The 18,038-nt window shown below is 37.1% G+C and carries 17 protein-coding genes; 1 reads left to right on the forward strand and 16 read right to left on the reverse strand.

The features are described from left to right. Positions 1 to 262: 262 nt before the first annotated feature. The 5 genes from L0991_12360 to L0991_12380 form a co-directional block, all read right to left on the reverse strand. On the reverse strand, positions 263 to 2,380 hold the full coding sequence (locus L0991_12360; protein XGB62167.1) for a YjbH domain-containing protein: 2,118 nt from the start codon (positions 2,378 to 2,380) through the stop codon (positions 263 to 265). A 133-nt stretch (positions 2,381 to 2,513) separates the two neighbouring features. Beyond that, positions 2,514 to 3,407 carry a serine/threonine protein kinase gene (locus L0991_12365; GenBank protein XGB62168.1) on the reverse strand — a complete coding sequence of 298 codons (894 nt, stop codon included), beginning with the start codon at positions 3,405 to 3,407 and terminating at the stop codon, positions 2,514 to 2,516. A gap of 19 nt (positions 3,408 to 3,426) precedes the next feature. Further along, positions 3,427 to 3,969 (reverse strand): outer membrane beta-barrel protein, encoded by a 543-nt coding sequence (locus tag L0991_12370; GenBank protein ID XGB62169.1) that lies wholly within the window; start codon positions 3,967 to 3,969, stop codon positions 3,427 to 3,429. Between the two features lie 453 nt (positions 3,970 to 4,422). Next, positions 4,423 to 4,971, reverse strand: a complete 549-nt coding sequence (locus tag L0991_12375) for a sugar transferase (GenBank protein XGB63899.1) — start codon at positions 4,969 to 4,971, stop codon at positions 4,423 to 4,425. Positions 4,972 to 5,083: 112 nt separating this feature from the next. Next, positions 5,084 to 6,028, reverse strand: coding sequence for an SDR family oxidoreductase (locus tag L0991_12380; protein ID XGB62170.1), 945 nt, complete (start codon positions 6,026 to 6,028; stop codon positions 5,084 to 5,086). A 187-nt stretch (positions 6,029 to 6,215) separates the two neighbouring features. Between L0991_12380 and L0991_12385 the strand changes: the two genes are divergently transcribed. After that, positions 6,216 to 8,087, forward strand: coding sequence for a polysaccharide biosynthesis protein (locus L0991_12385; protein XGB62171.1), 1,872 nt, complete (start codon positions 6,216 to 6,218; stop codon positions 8,085 to 8,087). Here L0991_12385 and L0991_12390 read toward each other — a convergent pair. The 11 genes from L0991_12390 to L0991_12440 all read right to left on the reverse strand — a co-directional run bounded on the left by L0991_12390 (position 8,077) and on the right by L0991_12440 (position 18,035). Then, the gene (locus L0991_12390; protein ID XGB62172.1) at positions 8,077 to 9,246 is read right to left on the reverse strand and encodes a CDP-glycerol glycerophosphotransferase family protein; all 1,170 of its coding nucleotides are present in this window, start codon (positions 9,244 to 9,246) and stop codon (positions 8,077 to 8,079) included. The genes L0991_12385 and L0991_12390 overlap by 11 nt on opposite strands. 139 nt (positions 9,247 to 9,385) lie before the next feature. Next, positions 9,386 to 9,784 (reverse strand): adenylyltransferase/cytidyltransferase family protein, encoded by a 399-nt coding sequence (locus L0991_12395; GenBank protein XGB62173.1) that lies wholly within the window; start codon positions 9,782 to 9,784, stop codon positions 9,386 to 9,388. Further along, positions 9,781 to 10,680, reverse strand: coding sequence for a hypothetical protein (locus L0991_12400; protein ID XGB62174.1), 900 nt, complete (start codon positions 10,678 to 10,680; stop codon positions 9,781 to 9,783). Before L0991_12400 ends, L0991_12395 begins: the two co-directional genes overlap by 4 nt. 67 nt (positions 10,681 to 10,747) lie before the next feature. Then, entirely contained in the window at positions 10,748 to 11,794 is a 1,047-nt protein-coding gene (locus L0991_12405; GenBank protein ID XGB62175.1) for a sulfotransferase domain-containing protein, read from the reverse strand. A gap of 9 nt (positions 11,795 to 11,803) precedes the next feature. Further along, a complete protein-coding gene (locus L0991_12410; GenBank protein XGB62176.1) occupies positions 11,804 to 12,499 on the reverse strand; it encodes an ATP-binding cassette domain-containing protein in 696 nt (231 codons plus the stop codon). Further along, positions 12,499 to 13,278, reverse strand: coding sequence for an ABC transporter permease (locus tag L0991_12415; protein XGB62177.1), 780 nt, complete (start codon positions 13,276 to 13,278; stop codon positions 12,499 to 12,501). The genes L0991_12410 and L0991_12415 overlap by 1 nt, the downstream gene beginning before the upstream one ends. Next, positions 13,275 to 14,690, reverse strand: a complete 1,416-nt coding sequence (locus tag L0991_12420; protein ID XGB62178.1) for an alpha-2,8-polysialyltransferase family protein — start codon at positions 14,688 to 14,690, stop codon at positions 13,275 to 13,277. The genes L0991_12415 and L0991_12420 overlap by 4 nt, the downstream gene beginning before the upstream one ends. Beyond that, a complete protein-coding gene (locus L0991_12425) occupies positions 14,687 to 15,655 on the reverse strand; it encodes a GNAT family N-acetyltransferase (protein ID XGB62179.1) in 969 nt (322 codons plus the stop codon). Before L0991_12425 ends, L0991_12420 begins: the two co-directional genes overlap by 4 nt. After that, entirely contained in the window at positions 15,645 to 16,043 is a 399-nt protein-coding gene (locus L0991_12430) for a VOC family protein (protein ID XGB62180.1), read from the reverse strand. Before L0991_12430 ends, L0991_12425 begins: the two co-directional genes overlap by 11 nt. Next, a complete protein-coding gene (locus L0991_12435) occupies positions 16,037 to 16,270 on the reverse strand; it encodes an acyl carrier protein (GenBank protein ID XGB62181.1) in 234 nt (77 codons plus the stop codon). Before L0991_12435 ends, L0991_12430 begins: the two co-directional genes overlap by 7 nt. Beyond that, on the reverse strand, positions 16,260 to 18,035 hold the full coding sequence (locus tag L0991_12440) for an HAD-IIIC family phosphatase (GenBank protein ID XGB62182.1): 1,776 nt from the start codon (positions 18,033 to 18,035) through the stop codon (positions 16,260 to 16,262). The genes L0991_12435 and L0991_12440 overlap by 11 nt, the downstream gene beginning before the upstream one ends. Between the last annotated feature and the right edge of the window lie 3 nt (positions 18,036 to 18,038).

An 18,038-nucleotide genomic window follows, 5' to 3' on the forward strand; every position in this document is an offset into this window, starting at 1 on the left:
GAGCAGTAACGAGACACGAAAAGCATGAGAGCCCGAGAGTAGCATTCCATGACTCTCATCTAAATCACGCCGTCATTCCAGAATTGAGGAACGAAATGTCTGGAATCTCTGCTCCGCCACGCCCCCATGTTTAACATCGAGACAAAGATAGATAAAAGCATATGCGGGATGCGAAAAGCATGAGAGTAGCGAGATACGAGTAAGCTAAGAGCAAAAAAAAAGAGCCAGCACGCTTGGTGTTGGCTCTCCATTTATATTTACGCTATTTAACGGCTTCTAAGTATTTTAGGTAAGCATTGCGTAAGCGCTGTCGGTTTTCATGGTAGTAACTTGCACCAATGCGGTTACGGTTGAAGTACTGCCTTTCAATATTGTGTTGCAAGCCTGTATCGACACCTAAGCCTGTGCCAAGTTGGTTATGACTTTCACCAACACGAGTTTGTAGTGCGTATACAAATTGATCAATACCGCGCAACTGCACGTAGCCTGGGCTCATATCACGCCATAGTGTTAAAGGAATCGCGATACCCAGCGTCACAAAGTCTTCATATTCACTTTTGCCAACCGCTTTTGTCGTTTGGTATGAAGCATCAACTCTTACGTCACCCAACCAGTGGCTGGTAGTCACACGCACCCCTTCATCGCCTTTCCAGAATTGACCAGCTTGCACTTTACCTTGCCAGTTCCAGTCCGGTCTTGAGTACGTGTAATGGCCAATCATTGGAGTCGCATCTAAGATAGCTTTGCCTCTTGAGTCGTACTTATCTTGAGCGGAAAAGTTTGCGAATTCAGTACCCAATATATGACGACCACTATTGCTCGCATACTGGGTTTCATTCAAGACACCTAAATAGTTTCCGTAGACTTGTCCGAATGAGAATTGAGTGGTGAGATTATAAGGCAGCTGGAATGCTTGATGGAAAAGAACCCTATCGACTTCATTCTCAAACGCATCATCGCCCCAAATTTCGCCCTCTTCGAAATCATCGCTTTCAGCCAGTGGCATGACATGTCGAACATCCAAAGCGGCACCTTTCCAAAGCGGTGTGTACAAGTTAGTCGCTAGTGCTAGCGAGTAATCAAATACACCGTACTCTGTCGCCGTGTTGTGATACAAAGCTGGAGACACAATCACTTGTGTACGGCCGAAACCAGAACGAGTAACCTCTTCACCAAAATTCGCTTTAGCGTAGCTCTTTTTAACATCAGAGGTACGAACAAGAAGTGTTTTGCAAGGCTCACCTGTTTTTACAAACTCGCGGTAACATGGTGCGCTAGTGATCACTTCCATCATCGGCATGTCGTTAACCAAGTTAAACAGACGAATATTTTGCTGTTGGTAATTCTTAACACCAAGGTCTTGAAGCATGCCCTCTCCCACATAAGAAGAGATGATACCTAAAGCCACACCCACACCATCCACTTGGTTACGATTATAACGGCGGTTTTCTAACGCGACGTTTAAACCAATATCGTCCGCAGAGACTCTAACATTAAGAAAACCTTCATCGACCAGTGCTTTTTTAAGCTGAACCAGACCGGCGAATTTATGATGCGCTTGTTCTACTGCGATCTTGTCTTCTAGGGTTAATTCATTAACTCGGCGAGACTCGGAAAAGCCCATTAAAGGAGTTGATGCCGCTACCGACCAAATATCGATATCGGCATTACCACTGGTATAAAACTGATATTGAAAAGATAACTGCGTATCCAGCGGCAAATAATGTTCTGGTGTAAACACCTTAAGGCCAGCATTGAATTGGTGAGAGTCGTGCTCTGCAATAAGCTGAACAAAGTCCAGAGGCTGATACTCTAAGCTAGCAAATGGCCCGTTTAAAACGCCATGGCTTACTTCTGACTTGCCGTAACCCGCACTAAACCTCGCTGGTACAAAATCAGGCTCAAAATCAGCAACCGCATAGAAGGTTTCAAAGTTACTGGCAGCACCACCTAAATCTTGAACACCTACCGCCAAATCAAACCCAGTCCAATCTTTAACGAACGGGAGCTGGTACTTAAACGATGCAGACAGATCACGAATGCCGTTCCCACAGTTTGGGTTGTAGTTCGGTACATTGGTGTAAAGGTGACAATCGTAGGTTTTGGTAACAATTCGTCCCGCGGCTTCAAAGCCTTCAAACAGGCCAACACTAAACAAAATGTTATCTAGGTCGCTGGTTTTTCCTTTGTACGGTACACCTTGACCATAGAGGTAAGAGATATCGCCCGTATCCATCACTTGAGCATTGGGCACGATGATCGCACCAGTGTAGCTTTGGGACGACATCAAGTTATCGACAGCGTATGCATTGGGAGCAATAGCGAATGCACTGACGGATACAATGAGCGCTGCGTTTCTAGAGTGGCTGAGTATTTTCATTAGTATGCAATAAGTTATAACAGTATTCGCAAGTGGCTATCTTGAATAGCGACCATGTTTATTTGTAACTATGTGGATAGGAACAGCATGTAAAAAAGGCACCGATTGGTGCCTTTTTATTACAATACTAAAATTAGCCGCCAGTACCACCGCCGTTACCGCCACCGCCAGTACCGCCAGTACCACCAGTACCGCCAGTTGGTGGAGGAGTACCTTCATCAGGATCTGGAACAGGTTCAGAGTCTTTTGGCGGTGGAAGAGTACCTACATTACTAGGGTCTTTCACTGCATCTTCAATTAACTTCGGATCTTCTGTTAGATCTAAATAAATCTCACCACCACCCGGTGCTTCAGGATAGGCTGGGTAGGTTTTAATAACTTCTTCTGTAATTGCAACCGCTGCGTCAGATATCTGAGTTGCTGATGCATCCGGGCTTACTACAAGAACATCTGATAGTACCGCCGCTGTCGCTGAAACTAAGCTAGCATCTTTTGCTGGAAGGTCTTCAATAATTTCTTGAGTACGACGCAGGAAATCAGCTACTGAAGTAACACCATTGTTTAGCAAGCCATCTAAGCCAAGGTCTGTAAGCACTTGAACGCCTGTAGCTTCAGTATATGGCTGCCCATCTAGCTCTTTCTCGATCAAAGTAGAGATTGGAGAAGATGTCACTAAGTCATCGTAGTTCGCTAAGCCTTTAGGGAACTTGTAGCTTACCTTGCTCATGTCTTTACCGTTTGAAACGTCCACTGCGCCTGCAGTTGCGTTGTAAGCAAATGTACAAGTTTCAGGGTAGTTTAAAACGGTAAGGTCTGTAACTTCAGAAATACCGTGGTAGTTTGTTTCTTCTAGAGAACCAGTTGCACCATTGTCACAGCTGTAAGTACCTTTCATACCCATAACTGCAGGGTCGAATGCCATGATATTACGGTACGCTTGCTCAGGTGGCACGCTGTTGTTGTTGTCACTGCCACAACCACCAAGGATTGCACCAACGACTGATAACGCTAAAATTTTATATTTCACAATTTATCCCTACAAATGATTAGAAGCTATGTGACAAAGCAACATTAAACGAGTCGATATTCACACCACCGATATCATCATAGATTTGGTATTCAATACCAACCTTCATCGCTGGTGTGATCGAGTATTCAGAGCCGAAAGCAATCGTTGGGGTAACGCCAGAATCGTCAGACTCAACACCTGGGCCGTTTGCTTTCCAGTCATAAACTGCAAAACCACCTTTTGCGTATAACGCTAGGCTATCCGTTACATTGCCAGATGCTTTTAGAACAACATCAAAGCTGCTTGCTTCGTAGCTACCACCGGCAATATCTTTTAGATCATACTCACCAAGGTAGTTATAACCACCCTCGATCGCTAGTGTGTCTACGATATGGTAACCAACAAATAAGCCGTAAGACGTATCTGAATCATCGATAGCCGTGCGGCTTTCGACTAATGGTGCAAAGTTATCGGCCGTTACATTACCGACTTTAGCACCTACGTATAAGTTTTCAGCTCCGACAGCTGATGCTGATAGCAACAACAACGGTGAAACCCTAGCTAACCACTGCATTTTCATATAATTATATCTTCCATATTTCAAACTGAACTGAGGCTGATTTTCCTAGCAAATTTGAGCTATAGGCAAATCATATCGATACAAACGAGGGACATATCAGTACACCTCACTTGTTCATGTATCGTGACACTTTAACTGCACGGCTTTCCTTCACGAAAGTGATTGGGTTAAACACCGAACATCAACTAAGCAAGATATTTCGAAAGCGATATGAAAAAACACCACAAGCAAGAGACGTAAGGCGACCCTAAAACCTCTTACTTATTAGATATCTCAAAATAAAGCACTCAGCTTAAACAACTAATTGAACAACATGATAGTTAATAAGCACATTCAAGTAAATGGGTAAATCATAAACAATACCTTATAAAGCATCACATTAGAGCTCGCCGGTACGCAAACCTGTAAAGTTTGGCACACATCTCATATATCGTGAGCCTTAAGCATCGCAACTCACACTCGATCACCTGCTCCTTTGCCCAATACTGTTTGAATGATGTATTGAAAGTAAAGCTTGGTCGTTAAGGTCTTGAGCATACGTTGATCCCATTCCGCCAATAGCTTAGGTGTCGACATATCGATATCATTGATTTGAGCCAACCCCGTAACACCGGGTCTTACCGCCAGCACGCCTCTCGACTCTCTCTCATCGATGAGCTCTTGCTGGTTGAATAAGCATGGTCGCGGACCAACGAGACTCATTTCGCCTTTCAGGACGTTGTATAACTGTGGTAGTTCATCCAGCTTAGTCTTGCGTAAGAACCCACCCAATTTAGTCACTGAGCTCGCCCCCACCAAGTGAGTGGCCACTGATTGTGTTTCTACCGGCATAGTACGGAATTTCACTAAGGTAAATGGCTTTTTGTTACGCCCTACCCGAGTTTGAAAAAAGACAGGGGAGCCAGTGTCAAAGTAACCAAGAATACAAATGACAACAAAAATAGGCCAAAGGACCAGCAAGCCGAACAATGCAAAAAAGAAATCTAATAAACGAATCAAAATGGATGCCTTAAACTCTAATAAACGAATATTGAGAATGCCGTGACTGACATTCGTTGATAAAAAGTACCTGACTCAATTACTTATATGAATGGTATAAGTCAGCGGAAACACATCAGTGTGACTTCAAGTATGATTCTACGGTTTTACTGATCCCGTCTTTGAAAGTCACCGGAGGGATCCAGCCCAAAATCTCTTTTGTATGGCGAGTTTCCACTTGAAGGTTTCCACATACTCTTTGTACTACATGCTGCTTTCGCAATACAGACGCACCTGCTCTTATCCAAGGCATTGGAATCGGTAAAAGCCTCGGTGATTTATCCATTGAAAGCGCAATAGCTCTTATTAATTGGCTAGTCGAAACATCCTGGTTATCAGAAGCCAAGAAGGTATACCCAGGCGCAGCGGGGTGCTCACAACAAGTTAATATCAAACTTGATAAGTTATCTACATATACCAAGCTTCTCTTATTATGAATCGCGCCAAATGGAAGTGGGATGCCCTTTTCAACCATACGCATCATTGATAAGAAATTTGCTTTCACACCTGGTCCATAAACCAGTGGGGGCCTAACAATAACGACTTCTAAGCCTGTTTCTTTTGAGAGCTTCGTTAGTTCAACTTCCGCTTCATACTTACTCAAACCGTAAGGGTCTTTTGGGATGTTATCTAGGTTAGGTAAAAAAGCTGAACCAGGTTCGGTAAACTCACCGTTAACTTTAATAGAACTGACGAACACAAACCGTTTAACGCCGGCTTCAGCCGCTTGCTTCGCTAGGTTCAAAGTGCCAAGGGTGTTGATATCTCGATAGGCAGCCAAAGCATCTTGCTCACTTTCATTCATTTGATGCACGCGAGCAGCACAATGAACAACACAATCTACACCTTCGAATGCATCAAACCAGTCAGTTTCTGCACCTATAGAGGAAACCCTAAAGCAGTTAGCTTGTGTTCTGGAACTCTGACGAACTACAGACACCACTTCCCAATCACGCGCTTCTGCTAGCTCGACCACTCGAGCACCAACAAACCCCGTACTACCCGTAACCAAAAGTTTCATAAAAAAAACGCTCAAAAAAAACGAACAAAAATTAAACAAAAATTAAAAAAATCAACAGTAAATTGATTAGGCAACACATAACAACCAATTACATCTAGCTTACCGCACTTAAGAACATTAAAATATCTTCATATCAAATACTCAGCTACAGCTTATTAGACTGAATTAAAAGTTATCAAGGAAAATAATGATCAAGCCAATACGAGCGATTCTCAACACCAAGCGGAAAAATAAGCGCTTAATTAGTATTGGCTACGACATATTTGCAATAGCAATGTCGATTTACCTTGCCGTTGCTTTAAGGTTGGGAACATATACCTTTGACGTAGGGCCTAACGAATGGGTCACATTATTCCTGACAATTTCAGTCACGATATTCACATTTACCAAACTTGGGATGTATCGTGCAGTCCTACGTTACATGATGTTTCCTGCCGTAGGTCACATCTTCCTCGCTGTATTTATCTCATCTCTAACATTAGTGATTAGTGAGTTCTTTTTTCATAGCTTTATCCCAAGAAGCGTTCCGTTTATCTACGCAGGGTTAGCAACTCTGACCTTAGGTGGACCAAGAATAATGATTCGCTCTGTCTATGATCAGATGATCAAGCGAAAAAAACCCAATGTATTTATCTACGGTGCAGGAGCTACTGGTCGTGAGCTAGTGTATGCGCTAATACACGGTGATGAATATAACCCGGTTATATTATTAGACGACGACCCGAGCAAAAGGGGAAATATCTTATTTGGGCTAAAAGTCCATCACCCAAGCGAATTTGAGCAGCTTCAATCTCTTTATCAGCCAGTAAAGCTATTACTAGCTATTAATAATATTAATAAAGGTAAGCGATTAAGACTCGTAGAAAAATTATCTGATTGGCCTATTGCAATTCAGTCTGTCCCATCGGTAGAGGACATAGCAGCAGGTAAAGCAACTGCGACAGAGATCAAAGATCTCGACGTAGCTGATCTATTGGGCAGAGCGCCTATCACACCCGACGGTGAATTGCTGGCAAAGAATATTCATAACAAGTGTGTCATGGTAACCGGTGCCGGTGGCTCCATTGGTTCAGAGCTATGTCGTCAAATCTTGGCACAGCAACCTAAAACATTAGTTCTATTCGAACTCAATGAGTACAACCTATACAAAATTGAACAAGAACTACTTTCTACGAAGAAAAACTTAAAGAGCCAAACTCAGATCATTGCCGCTCTAGGTTCAGTCCAAAGACAGAACCGTCTTGAAAAGCTCATTAATACATATGAAATTGAGACCCTGTATCATGCTGCCGCATACAAGCATGTTCCCCTAGTTGAGGATAATGTTGTTGAAGGGATTCGTAATAATGTTTTTGGGACACTATCCTGCGCACAAGCCGCTATAGAGTGCGGCGTGAAAAATTTCACGCTAATTTCAACCGACAAAGCCGTAAGACCAACGAATGTAATGGGTGCGAGCAAACGGATGGCAGAACTCGTTCTTCAAGCGCTTGCAGATAAAGGGACAGATACTGTCTTTACCATGGTTAGATTTGGCAATGTGTTAGGCTCTTCCGGATCGGTAGTGCCACTTTTTAAGAAGCAAATTAAAGCTGGCGGCCCTGTTACCGTTACTCATCCAGATATCATCCGTTATTTTATGCTAATACCAGAAGCTGCACAGCTTGTCATTCAGGCTGGTGCGATGGGAAACAATGGACAAGTTTTCGTACTGGATATGGGTGAACCCGTTAAAATTCTGGACCTTGCAAAACGCATGGTACATTTAATGGGAATGAAGGAAAGCCTTAATTCAAGCTCGGATGAAGGTGATGTTGAAATCAAATTTACAGGTTTAAGACCCGGAGAGAAGCTATATGAAGAACTTCTCATTGGTGACAATGTCGAAGGAACTAGCCACGAAAAAATCATGACTGCAATGGAGAGTAAGCTCAATTGGCCAGAGATGCAGATACTATTGAACGAGCTAGACGAGTGCTGCCATGATTTTAATGTAGACTGTATTAAGCGGATATTATTAGATGCACCTACAGGCTATAATTCAAAGCCTAATCTTTAAGATGAAGAAAAATTAGTTGAGCATTCGATTCACTATGATCGTACTTGACTTGATTCAATCGATCGTTTACTTGCTTTCGCTCATTTAAATAATATGAGTTGTCGTTAAGTAACAAATCAATCTCTTCGATAAATTCACACTGCTTAGACGGTTTAGGTCCTGGCGTATTTCTATTATAATCAATTGAAAAACCTATGTTTTTTTCATATTCACTGCGATCATAAGGAAGAAAAACCACTGGTCTCAGAGTTAATAGAAAATCGATATATATACTAGAGTAATCCGTGACGACCAAATCAAATAAACCTAAAACCTCATTAATATCATCAACTTTATGCTTATTTAAAATACATATATTATCAAGATTAGCGAACTCATCCATATGTAGATTTTCAAAGTTAGGATGTAAACGTAAATAAACAACAGCATCTAACTCTTTTAAACTATCATTTATTAACGTAAGATTCCTGTCAGGAAAAGGGAATAAGTCAGTATCGGAGAATGGTCGCCAAGTTGGAGCGTAAAGAATTTTACGTTTGGAAGACTTAAATATATCACCTGAGTCGGCTTTAGGACAGGTGATTAAATCATTCCTCGATTGCCCGCCGATTAAAACGCGCTCAAGAGGCATTCCGATACAATTAGCCCAGTTATCTAAAAAAAGGCTGGACGTTGATAAGAAATAACTGAAATTAGTCCTTAATATTCTGTAATAAATTTTTTTCTTCCAATTGCTATAACCTTCGCTTAATCCTATGTTTTTTAATGGAGCACCATGCCCTAAGTGAAATACATTCCTCCTAAAATTTAGAAAAAATCCTCCAATTGGTGTTTCTAGTGATGACGTTACCCAAGTTTTTGCACGCAATATATAAATAATTTCACAAATAGAACTAGAAGAAATAAAATAATCTCCATAAACACGATTTAAATTATTTCTTTTTGAAGAGTCATTAATAACAAATTTAATTTCATACTTTCCATAGTGTTTCAGGAAATATTGAAATAGTGTCTTAGAGTTGTGATTAAACTCTAAGTTAAACTCTGAGTTAAATATTATACGATTAGACTTTCTAGGGAAAAACATCATGCATAAAGCGGGGATAGCCCCTTTAATCAGGGAAAAAAAACGATTCCAATTGTATTTATCTTTATTCATTATAAATTTCTGCTATTTAATTTTGTGATAGCGTTGAGAAAGGGTTGAGTTAATCTTTTATTGCTAGAATATATAACTCATATAATATTAATCATGATAGTCATATAAAAGATAATTAAATATCATCTTATCATTTGATCTATATAGTTTTGGCGATTTCAATAATTTTTGTTGTTGATATAGAGGGTGTTCTAGGGAAGTAGACAACATCACAGATGTCAGAAAACTCATCAAACTTTCCTTGCCAATCATCTCCCATCGCAAGAATATCAGCTTTATAATAATTAATGTATTCTCGTTTCTTTTCCAAAGATTCCTCAAAGAAAACTTCGTCTACAAACGACATTGATTGAACAATTTTCAATCGATCATTTTCTTTATATATCGGGTATCGCTGTTTTTTGCTGAAGTTCAACTCATCACTAGATACACCTACAATAAGAGTATGTCCTAACGACGCACATCGCTCTAAAATATTCAGGTGACCAATGTGAAAAACATCAAAAGTACCAAAAGTGATTACACGTTGATTATTCAATCCAATACCACCTTATTGATTTGCGAATAAAGGGAAAAAAAGTGATTAACATATTTTTCCTTGACACCATCATTAGTTAAAATAGTAATTTTAACTCTCTTATCGTTTAAGAAAAATGCCTGTGTTGTATTACCGAATCCAACCAACTCTAGCACCTCATTTTCCTTAAAAAAACTTGGCACTAACTCTTCAAGTAAATACCCATTGATTTTTTTTTCCGTTGCCAACTCTTTTGGTACATCAAACGAGCTTCTAGGGTGCTTAACATATAGTACACGACTACCTTCTCTTATTTTATTTTTTAAGAACAATATGGTTTTTTGGTAACCTTCTAAAGGATCATTGAAGTACTCTTCATAACAAGGGGCTATAAAAATACAATCATAACTACCTATGTTTAGGTCTATATTAATATTATGAAATAAAAAATTAATATTAACTTCATTCCTAAAATATCCAGGATAGGGATATAAAAACTTGGGAAAAATGTTAAAGTGGACGGAAGATGAGTCAATAATAGTTTTTAAATCTTTTGATTTATAGAATGCCGTAAAAAAAAACTTCCTGGCGAAACTATTCCTTGGAACATAGACAAAAGACTGCTTCTCTAGGTTAGCTGCTCCATCATCAAAAGTTAGTAAACAATCATATTTTAAAATGCCAAGCATCAATGAGATATAACCGTTACCAAGGCTTGAAATGTATAAATCATGGCAACGATTTCTAATGGCAAATTTTATAATTGAATTAACATCTGAAAATACGTTCTTTTTCGCATAGTAAGCAAATTTTATGTTGTTAGCTTCAGACAAGCGTTCTAAAAACTGTAAATTATCTCTGTTATGACAGTCATCTATGAAAAGTATAAAGTCAAAGCTTCTCTTCTCTTTAGACAAAAGGAGACAAAATGTATAAGCTTGTAGTTTAGTTCGACAGATACATAACCTGTCAAAACTATTGTTATCATTCATAAACAAATGTGTTGAAGTCAATATTATTTTCTTCGAGGCAATTTTTAACGTATTCCAGTAGCTCTTCATCAAAGTAATCTTTCCACTGGCCAATTTTACCCGACGTAATAAAAGAACCCTTCAGCCCTCGACTTGCTCCGATGAGTATTTTATTTGATTTACTCTCAAATTCTTTAACACTTTTAATAGAAGAAAATTCCAACGCTTGCTCGAGAGTATTATCTTGAATCGGCAAATCTAAGTAATCTAAAATCTTTGAAAATGTTTCACGAGGAGATATCATCAAGCTTTCATAAGATATATGTAAAGCTTGCTCATTTTGACATGACTTCAATTGCTCTAAATATCTACTTACAAATGAAAATTCATTCCCTGATAACTTCTCTCGTACCATTTCAGAAAAATCTTTTGACAAACCCTTTTTAGTATATTCAAAATTATACAAAGATACCAAGAAGTCTAATGGGTTACGATATAAGAAAATCGCTTTATTATATTTATAATTGTCATGTAGTTTATGAGTCCCGATGATGTGGGAGTAGTTTGACTTATTGCTTATTGTGGTATCCTGCGATAACAATGAAGCAATATTAGCTTTGTAAAGATTCAAATCTGTAACATTAGGATTGAACATAGGGGTGTCAACCGTATGAAAGACGCCATTTTGAACTAGTTGATCGAAGTTAACTTGCACAGGATCTTTCGTGTCTATGTTAGCTACATAATTCGATAAAAAATTAATAGTGTAAGTAGTCCCACACTTGGGTATAGAGCAAACAAATATACTTTTAGGTATAGTTCTGGCTACAATTTGACGATATAAAAAACATCTTAGGTCTTGTTCTTTTTTTATGCTTATTTTGCTAGCATTAGACTCAGACTCCAGACCTGAAACTTTATCATTCAACAAGTCTATCTTCTGTTCGAGTTTTAAGAATTCGCTCGTATGCCTTTCATTACTCGTTCTCAACCGCTCTGAAATCTCTTCGATTGGTCTTTGGATCATGCTAAGAATTTTATTTTCTAAAATTTTTTTCATTTTAAAGTTCTACTTATCAAAATACTCTTTATAAGCCTCAATGACTTGTTCAGGCTTCCCAATTTTTCTAACCAAGCCATCTTCAATCCAAATAACACGGTCACACAAACGCTCGACTTGACCAAGAGAATGACTAACAAATACAACGGTCTGATCACTCTTAATCTTTTCTGTAATGGCTAACTCAGCCTTCTTTTTAAACGCAACATCCCCAACGCTTAACGCTTCATCAATCAGTAATACATCAGGTGTAACTTTTACTGCTATCGAAAAGCCTAGTTTAGCTTTCATCCCGCTAGAATATGACTTTACAGGTTGATGAATAAAATCGTTAAGTTCAGAGAATTTAATAATATTTTCGATATTATCATCTAATTTTTTCCGAGAAAAGCCAGACAAAATAGAAGATAATATTATATTATCATAGCCGCTTAAGTTCTGATCAAACCCCACTTGCAAAGAGAGCATACTTACAGAAAGGCCATCCTTGAAATAAATCTTCCCTGAATTAGGCTTCAGTATTCCCGACAAGAGCTTTAATAAAGAACTTTTCCCAGCCCCATTACGCCCTAATACACCAAGAGTTTCACCTTCATAAAGAGTAAAGCTAACATCATTCAGTGGGGTATAGGTCAACTTGTCTTGAATCTTAGTCTTTAACTTATAAGTTAGACTAACATTAGATAGTTTGATTAGCTCTTCCATTAACGTAAAACTTCCCTAGTTAATTTCTCATCAAAAATAATATAAAGTAAATGGGATATGATTACTAAACAAAAAGTAAACATAAATAAAATAGAGAAGTGGTGCAAGTAGTCTATTTGTACGTTTAAAATTGCTCCTCGGTATAGACTAACAATCAAGAATATAGGGTTAAAATCAAATATGTAATGATAAGTAAAAGGAACCTTTTCAATTGAATATACAATTGCACTTCCATACATTAACACTCTCATTACACTAGGAATTAGTAACCGAACATCTCTAACAAAAGTCACAACAAAAGCGCAAATTAAGCCCATCGAAATATTGAATAAAAGATTTAACAGCATCAGAGCTGCTAAAATAATAAAGCTTACAGCACCACCAACTAAAAAGTGATGAATTAAAGCCAAAATTAGGATTATCCCTCCCTGTTTTATAGCTTCTTGGATACCGATAGAATAAACAAAATAAAACTTTGATACTTTTATTTGGCTGATAGTATTTCTCGCTGATATCAATGAGGCACTTGATTTTGTCACGCTCCTCGAAAACCAGAGCCAAGGTATCAAACCAACAATTAGATACTCCACAAAGTTTTCAGTACCTTTATTTAACAAGATTCCGAATACAACGAAATACACGGCTATAAATAAACCAGGCTCAAGAATAAGCCATGCGTATGACATCTTATTATCTGACAACTCAGATTTAATGTTCAATATTGCTTTGGTGTAAGACAAGAAAATCACGTTAAAGTAACTTTCAAAATATTGCTTCACTTTTTTAAATCCTTATTGATTATATCTAAAAGAAAGTCTATCGTATTTGCATCGTTTTTGCATTTTTCCTTAAGCGCAACGTAGCTTTCTTGTCTACATATTTTTATCTTAAGTAAGGATTCAATAAACATTTTGACATTTACTAAAAATGGATTTGATATTATTTTTTTGAAGCGATCTTTTTTTAATGACTCAATTTTACCTTCGTTTAATACATCTAGGATAATATCAATATCATTCTCTACTTTAATATTTTCAATAAAAAGAGAATTATATACTGATTCTATAAATGGATTTTCCAATGAGCTATCCACTTCTTCTAAGTAAGAGTCAAATTCTCTTTTTATTTCACTTCGTTTATCATCATGACTTGAATTTAATACATTAACTAAAGAGTCCAAATGAGGGATATATTGACATTTTAAGACACAGTTTAATAAATGTTGCCTCTTAGCTCCAAGTGAGTAAGCAACTAGTTCAGTTGAGAAACGAAAAGAAGGCACGTTATAAAAATGAGGTGCGTTGAATAAAACAGTACTTCCAAACCCTACAACCGCATCAGGTTTAATATAGTCGACAATACTTTCTGCAAGCATCGCCACCTCACTTACATCAACAAACCTTTCTTTATAATCATCTTCTAAAAGCCTGTTGATTTGTGGGAACAACTTAGCTTCAGGACGTGGGTGATCTTTAAAATAAACAACTACACCGGACGCCAAAATTTGTTTTACGGCTTTAACATGAGCATAGAGCACATCTATATAGCTTAATGGCCCCATTCTCCAAAGTGGTGCTGAAATCATCATTACCGATTGCTTAGAGAAGCTCATAGTATCTTTTTCAGCTATAGGGTCAATTAGTGTGAAGTAATCTCGAATAACTTTTTCATCATACTTTTTGAGCTTAAAAGAAACTTGTCTAAGACTTTGAGGAAGTAACTTTTCGAAATAATTCGTAGTATAATAACTAGATATTAATGACAGTCCACCCAATTCAGAGTTGTGAAAAATATCAGCACAATATCCCAACATACCTTCTTCGTAAACAACGAACTCTGAATTTTCAAAAGCTCTAAAAAAGCAATCTATTCTTAACCCGCTAGACTCCGCGTACAAGTAAACAGAACGAACATTTTCATATTTAGCTTGTAACTTCTCAGGATCTAAAGTTTTAATATCGCCATCATCACAATAATTATAAACATTATCAATCGTTACTTGTGCATTTTTAAGTAGCTTTTTAATATTGTTAATTGCTTTTTTCTCAAAGTCAGCATTATTATCCACGGTGTTTAGCATGAATATTATGTGCTGATTATCTGTAGATTGCTTGCTCGATGACAATGCAGCACATGCCATCACATCACAAAATCCACCACTCGAATAAATAATTGTATTCATATGACTCATGAGGGACGATCCTGATCACCATCACCTCGGAACAATACTAAACTATCATCTTTTGTTGCATAAGAAATAGATACATTTTCCAATAAAAATGGTGAGAAGTAGTTAGGAATAGTTACATCTTTATCTGTAACCAGAGAAAAATTTGCATCACTTATAAGTTTACCGTCTATTCCCTTGACATAAATATCAACAAATTCGTAGTTGTTTTCTTTAGCGAGATGTACTAAGAACTTTAATGATACTGTTATATCGATATCTTTCCCAAAGTAATCGATAACCTTCATTGCACGAGATGAATTAGCTTCTATAACCCTTACAACAATTATAGATGCATTACTTTTATTATAATAAACGTCATATTTATATATCGGATGTTTAAAGTATCTTTTATTAAAACTATAAAAGTCCCGTCTTGAAGATGGCGTTCGCTCAAAAGTCTCTTTATCGATTTCTTCTAATTTAATAAAGTCAAGATCTAACTCAGTCTCTCTGCAAAGAGTGTCTTTAAACAATAGAGATTTGTTTTCACATAAACTAAGCTTTTCAAGCTGTGTATTAATCCAAAAGAAATGCTCTAAATAACCAGTTTTAAAACCTAATAGCTGATAGAGAGGCAAAACCTTTGGTGCTGCACCGATAGTGTTGACTGATGAAGAGTTCATCGCAATACATTCGTTGATGAGTTTAAAGCTTAACCCCTTGCTAGCGAACTCAGGTAACACACACAGAATAACCAAAAATAGATTTGCTTCTTTTTGCTCTTCAGCACTTTTAGTAAAGCCAACCAAACCAGCTATATTATTACTATCATCCTTCGCCAATAAAAAGTTGACTTCGGAATTATCTGTCATTTCAAAATTGAAAAAACTTTCATTTCTAGCAAAGATATGTTCTCTTCGCCAATGGTCATTGATAAAGGTGCGAATTGCACCAATATCAGAAAGTTGGGCAAGCTCAAGTTTCATTATTAAACTCCAATAGCTCAACTATCCCATAGCTAGTCATAAAAAATTGTACTAGCCTGTTATGAAACAATACTGCAGGCTTCGCAGCTGAGATAGGCATAGCACCATTACTGATGAAATTATTTACATCCTCCTCAAATGCGTTACTTTCATAACAAACGTGATAGATATCGCGCCCCTTCTTAATCAACCCTTCAACCATTTCTCCGGAAATGAACTCTACGCTTGTTCCATCAGACAGAGTGATTAATTTTAAATTCGCATTTTGCTCAGGATCAAATATAGTATTCGATTCTGAAAAAATGCTACTTCCAAAGTGCGCTCTATATTGTGCCACACACTTTTCAATATCTCGGCAAGCAATTCCAGTATGGTGAAATTTTAACATGTTGATTTCTTGATAAAGTTTATTATACGTTTTACTGTTGTGAAGTTCTCGAAGTCATCAAAAGAAGGAACAATTGAATGCTCTTGACAAATAATAGTCATTATATTGATAGTTGCCATAGAATCCCATTCTTCAAAATCCTCAATACCTGATTCTTCGTTAAGTTTCACTTTATCTAGATCCAAAACCTCAGATACAACTGTTAGTACAGACGCTTCAATACTCATAATTTACCTTTATATTTTTACACTTATTCTCGTAGCTATCAACTTCAAGCTTGTAGTTTTTTTCATTAGAACTTTGTGAAATTATCTCAAAGCCAAGATTTTCATAGAGCTTTTCTACATAACCATTTTTAATTGATTTTATGTAGTCTGCTTCTATAAATTTTATCGATTTTTCTTTACATCGTTCTACTAATTTATCAAAAATTGCGAACTCTAACTCTCTATTAAAAACCCTACAACTCATGACCCAGGTGTCAACTTTTAAAGTATCCCCGTGAATAGAAGAAAATAGAGTTGTAATAATACCATTATCACCATATAAATCCGTCAAATCGGCGCACAATGTGATTCCATCATTGTTATTATAACGTTGATCGTATTCTACTTTAGTGATTCTTGATGTTGTAGGATTAAACTGGTTTGTTTTATTTACCAATTGTATCACGCGATCCAAATTTTTATCGTTAATTGATGTAATTTTCATAACCATTTCCAAGGAAGTTAGGTATTCATCAAAATTAACTGACTTTGACTTCGCCAACTTAATCTTTTTATTTTGTTCGTAATATTTTGCGCGTTTTTTATCCTCATCCGAGAAATTAAAAACCTCAAAAAGCCCTTCGCTATCGATGAACTTTATTAATTCAAATACAGACTTCTGATAAGTAACAGTCGTAACTGTTGGGCATACATCGCTCACTTGCTTTATCTCTGCAGGGTTATCGTCGATGAAAACAAAGCTATCTTGAAATAAATTTAAGTCATCTTCAATTAAACTCATGTTCCCGGACTTAGATTCCCAGTTTGCAATAAAAGTCCCAAAATCATCATAAGATAAACGGCAAGCAGGGTTACTAAAACCTTCTTTAGCAAGACTCAGTTCATTTTTAGAGTTAACAGCAAGAATAATTCCGCGACGCTTCAATTCTAGAATAAATGCTTGCAATTCATCAAACGATTCTGATTTAGCATTTCCTTGTCCAACACTAACACCTTCAGGTCCATCGTCTCCAATTACTCCGCCCCAGAGTGTATTGTCAAGATCGCAAACAAGCACTTTTTTTACATTACCGCAGATAGAGCTAATAATGTTTGAAATCGACTTCGCAATATTCGGCATTACCTTCGGTGATACTGCGTATTTAAATCCATACCAATATGATGAGTCGTACCAGTTAACTAAACCAACAGAAGAAGCCGTATACATGATATCATTAACAAATACATTTTTAACGCTAGATATCTTTGTACTTAAAAATGAATTTAATTTATTGATATAACTTACATACCCATGACTAGAAATAAAGTCATAGTTTCCCATATTCCTATATTGAGGCATTTCATAGTTATTAATTATACAGTTTATACCTAAAGATTCTAATTTATCAATAAAAGAGTTTAATTTAACTACTTCTTCTTCATAAAATAAATCGAGTTCATTTTCACTGCTTGTATTACGAGGCAGACGAGATATATTTTTATTCGTAGTATGTACATAAATCCAATCAGGAGAGACCTCACCTATGAGATTAGTAAACATTACCTCTTCATAGTAAGAGTTATATTGCCCTTCATATATATCTGCTTCAATACCTTTATTGAGTAAGAATAGGTAAATAAAGTCTTTTAACTCCCCGATAGTCGAACCACTTAAAATTAATAATTTTATTTTTTTGCTTGATTTAGGGAGTAGGTCTTTTTTTATTTTATTTTTATTTCTTAAAATATCTACATTATTTAATGGTTCGAAAAATAATTCTTTCATTTA

This window comes from Vibrio chagasii (assembly GCA_041879415.1).
Taxonomy (GTDB): domain Bacteria; phylum Pseudomonadota; class Gammaproteobacteria; order Enterobacterales; family Vibrionaceae; genus Vibrio.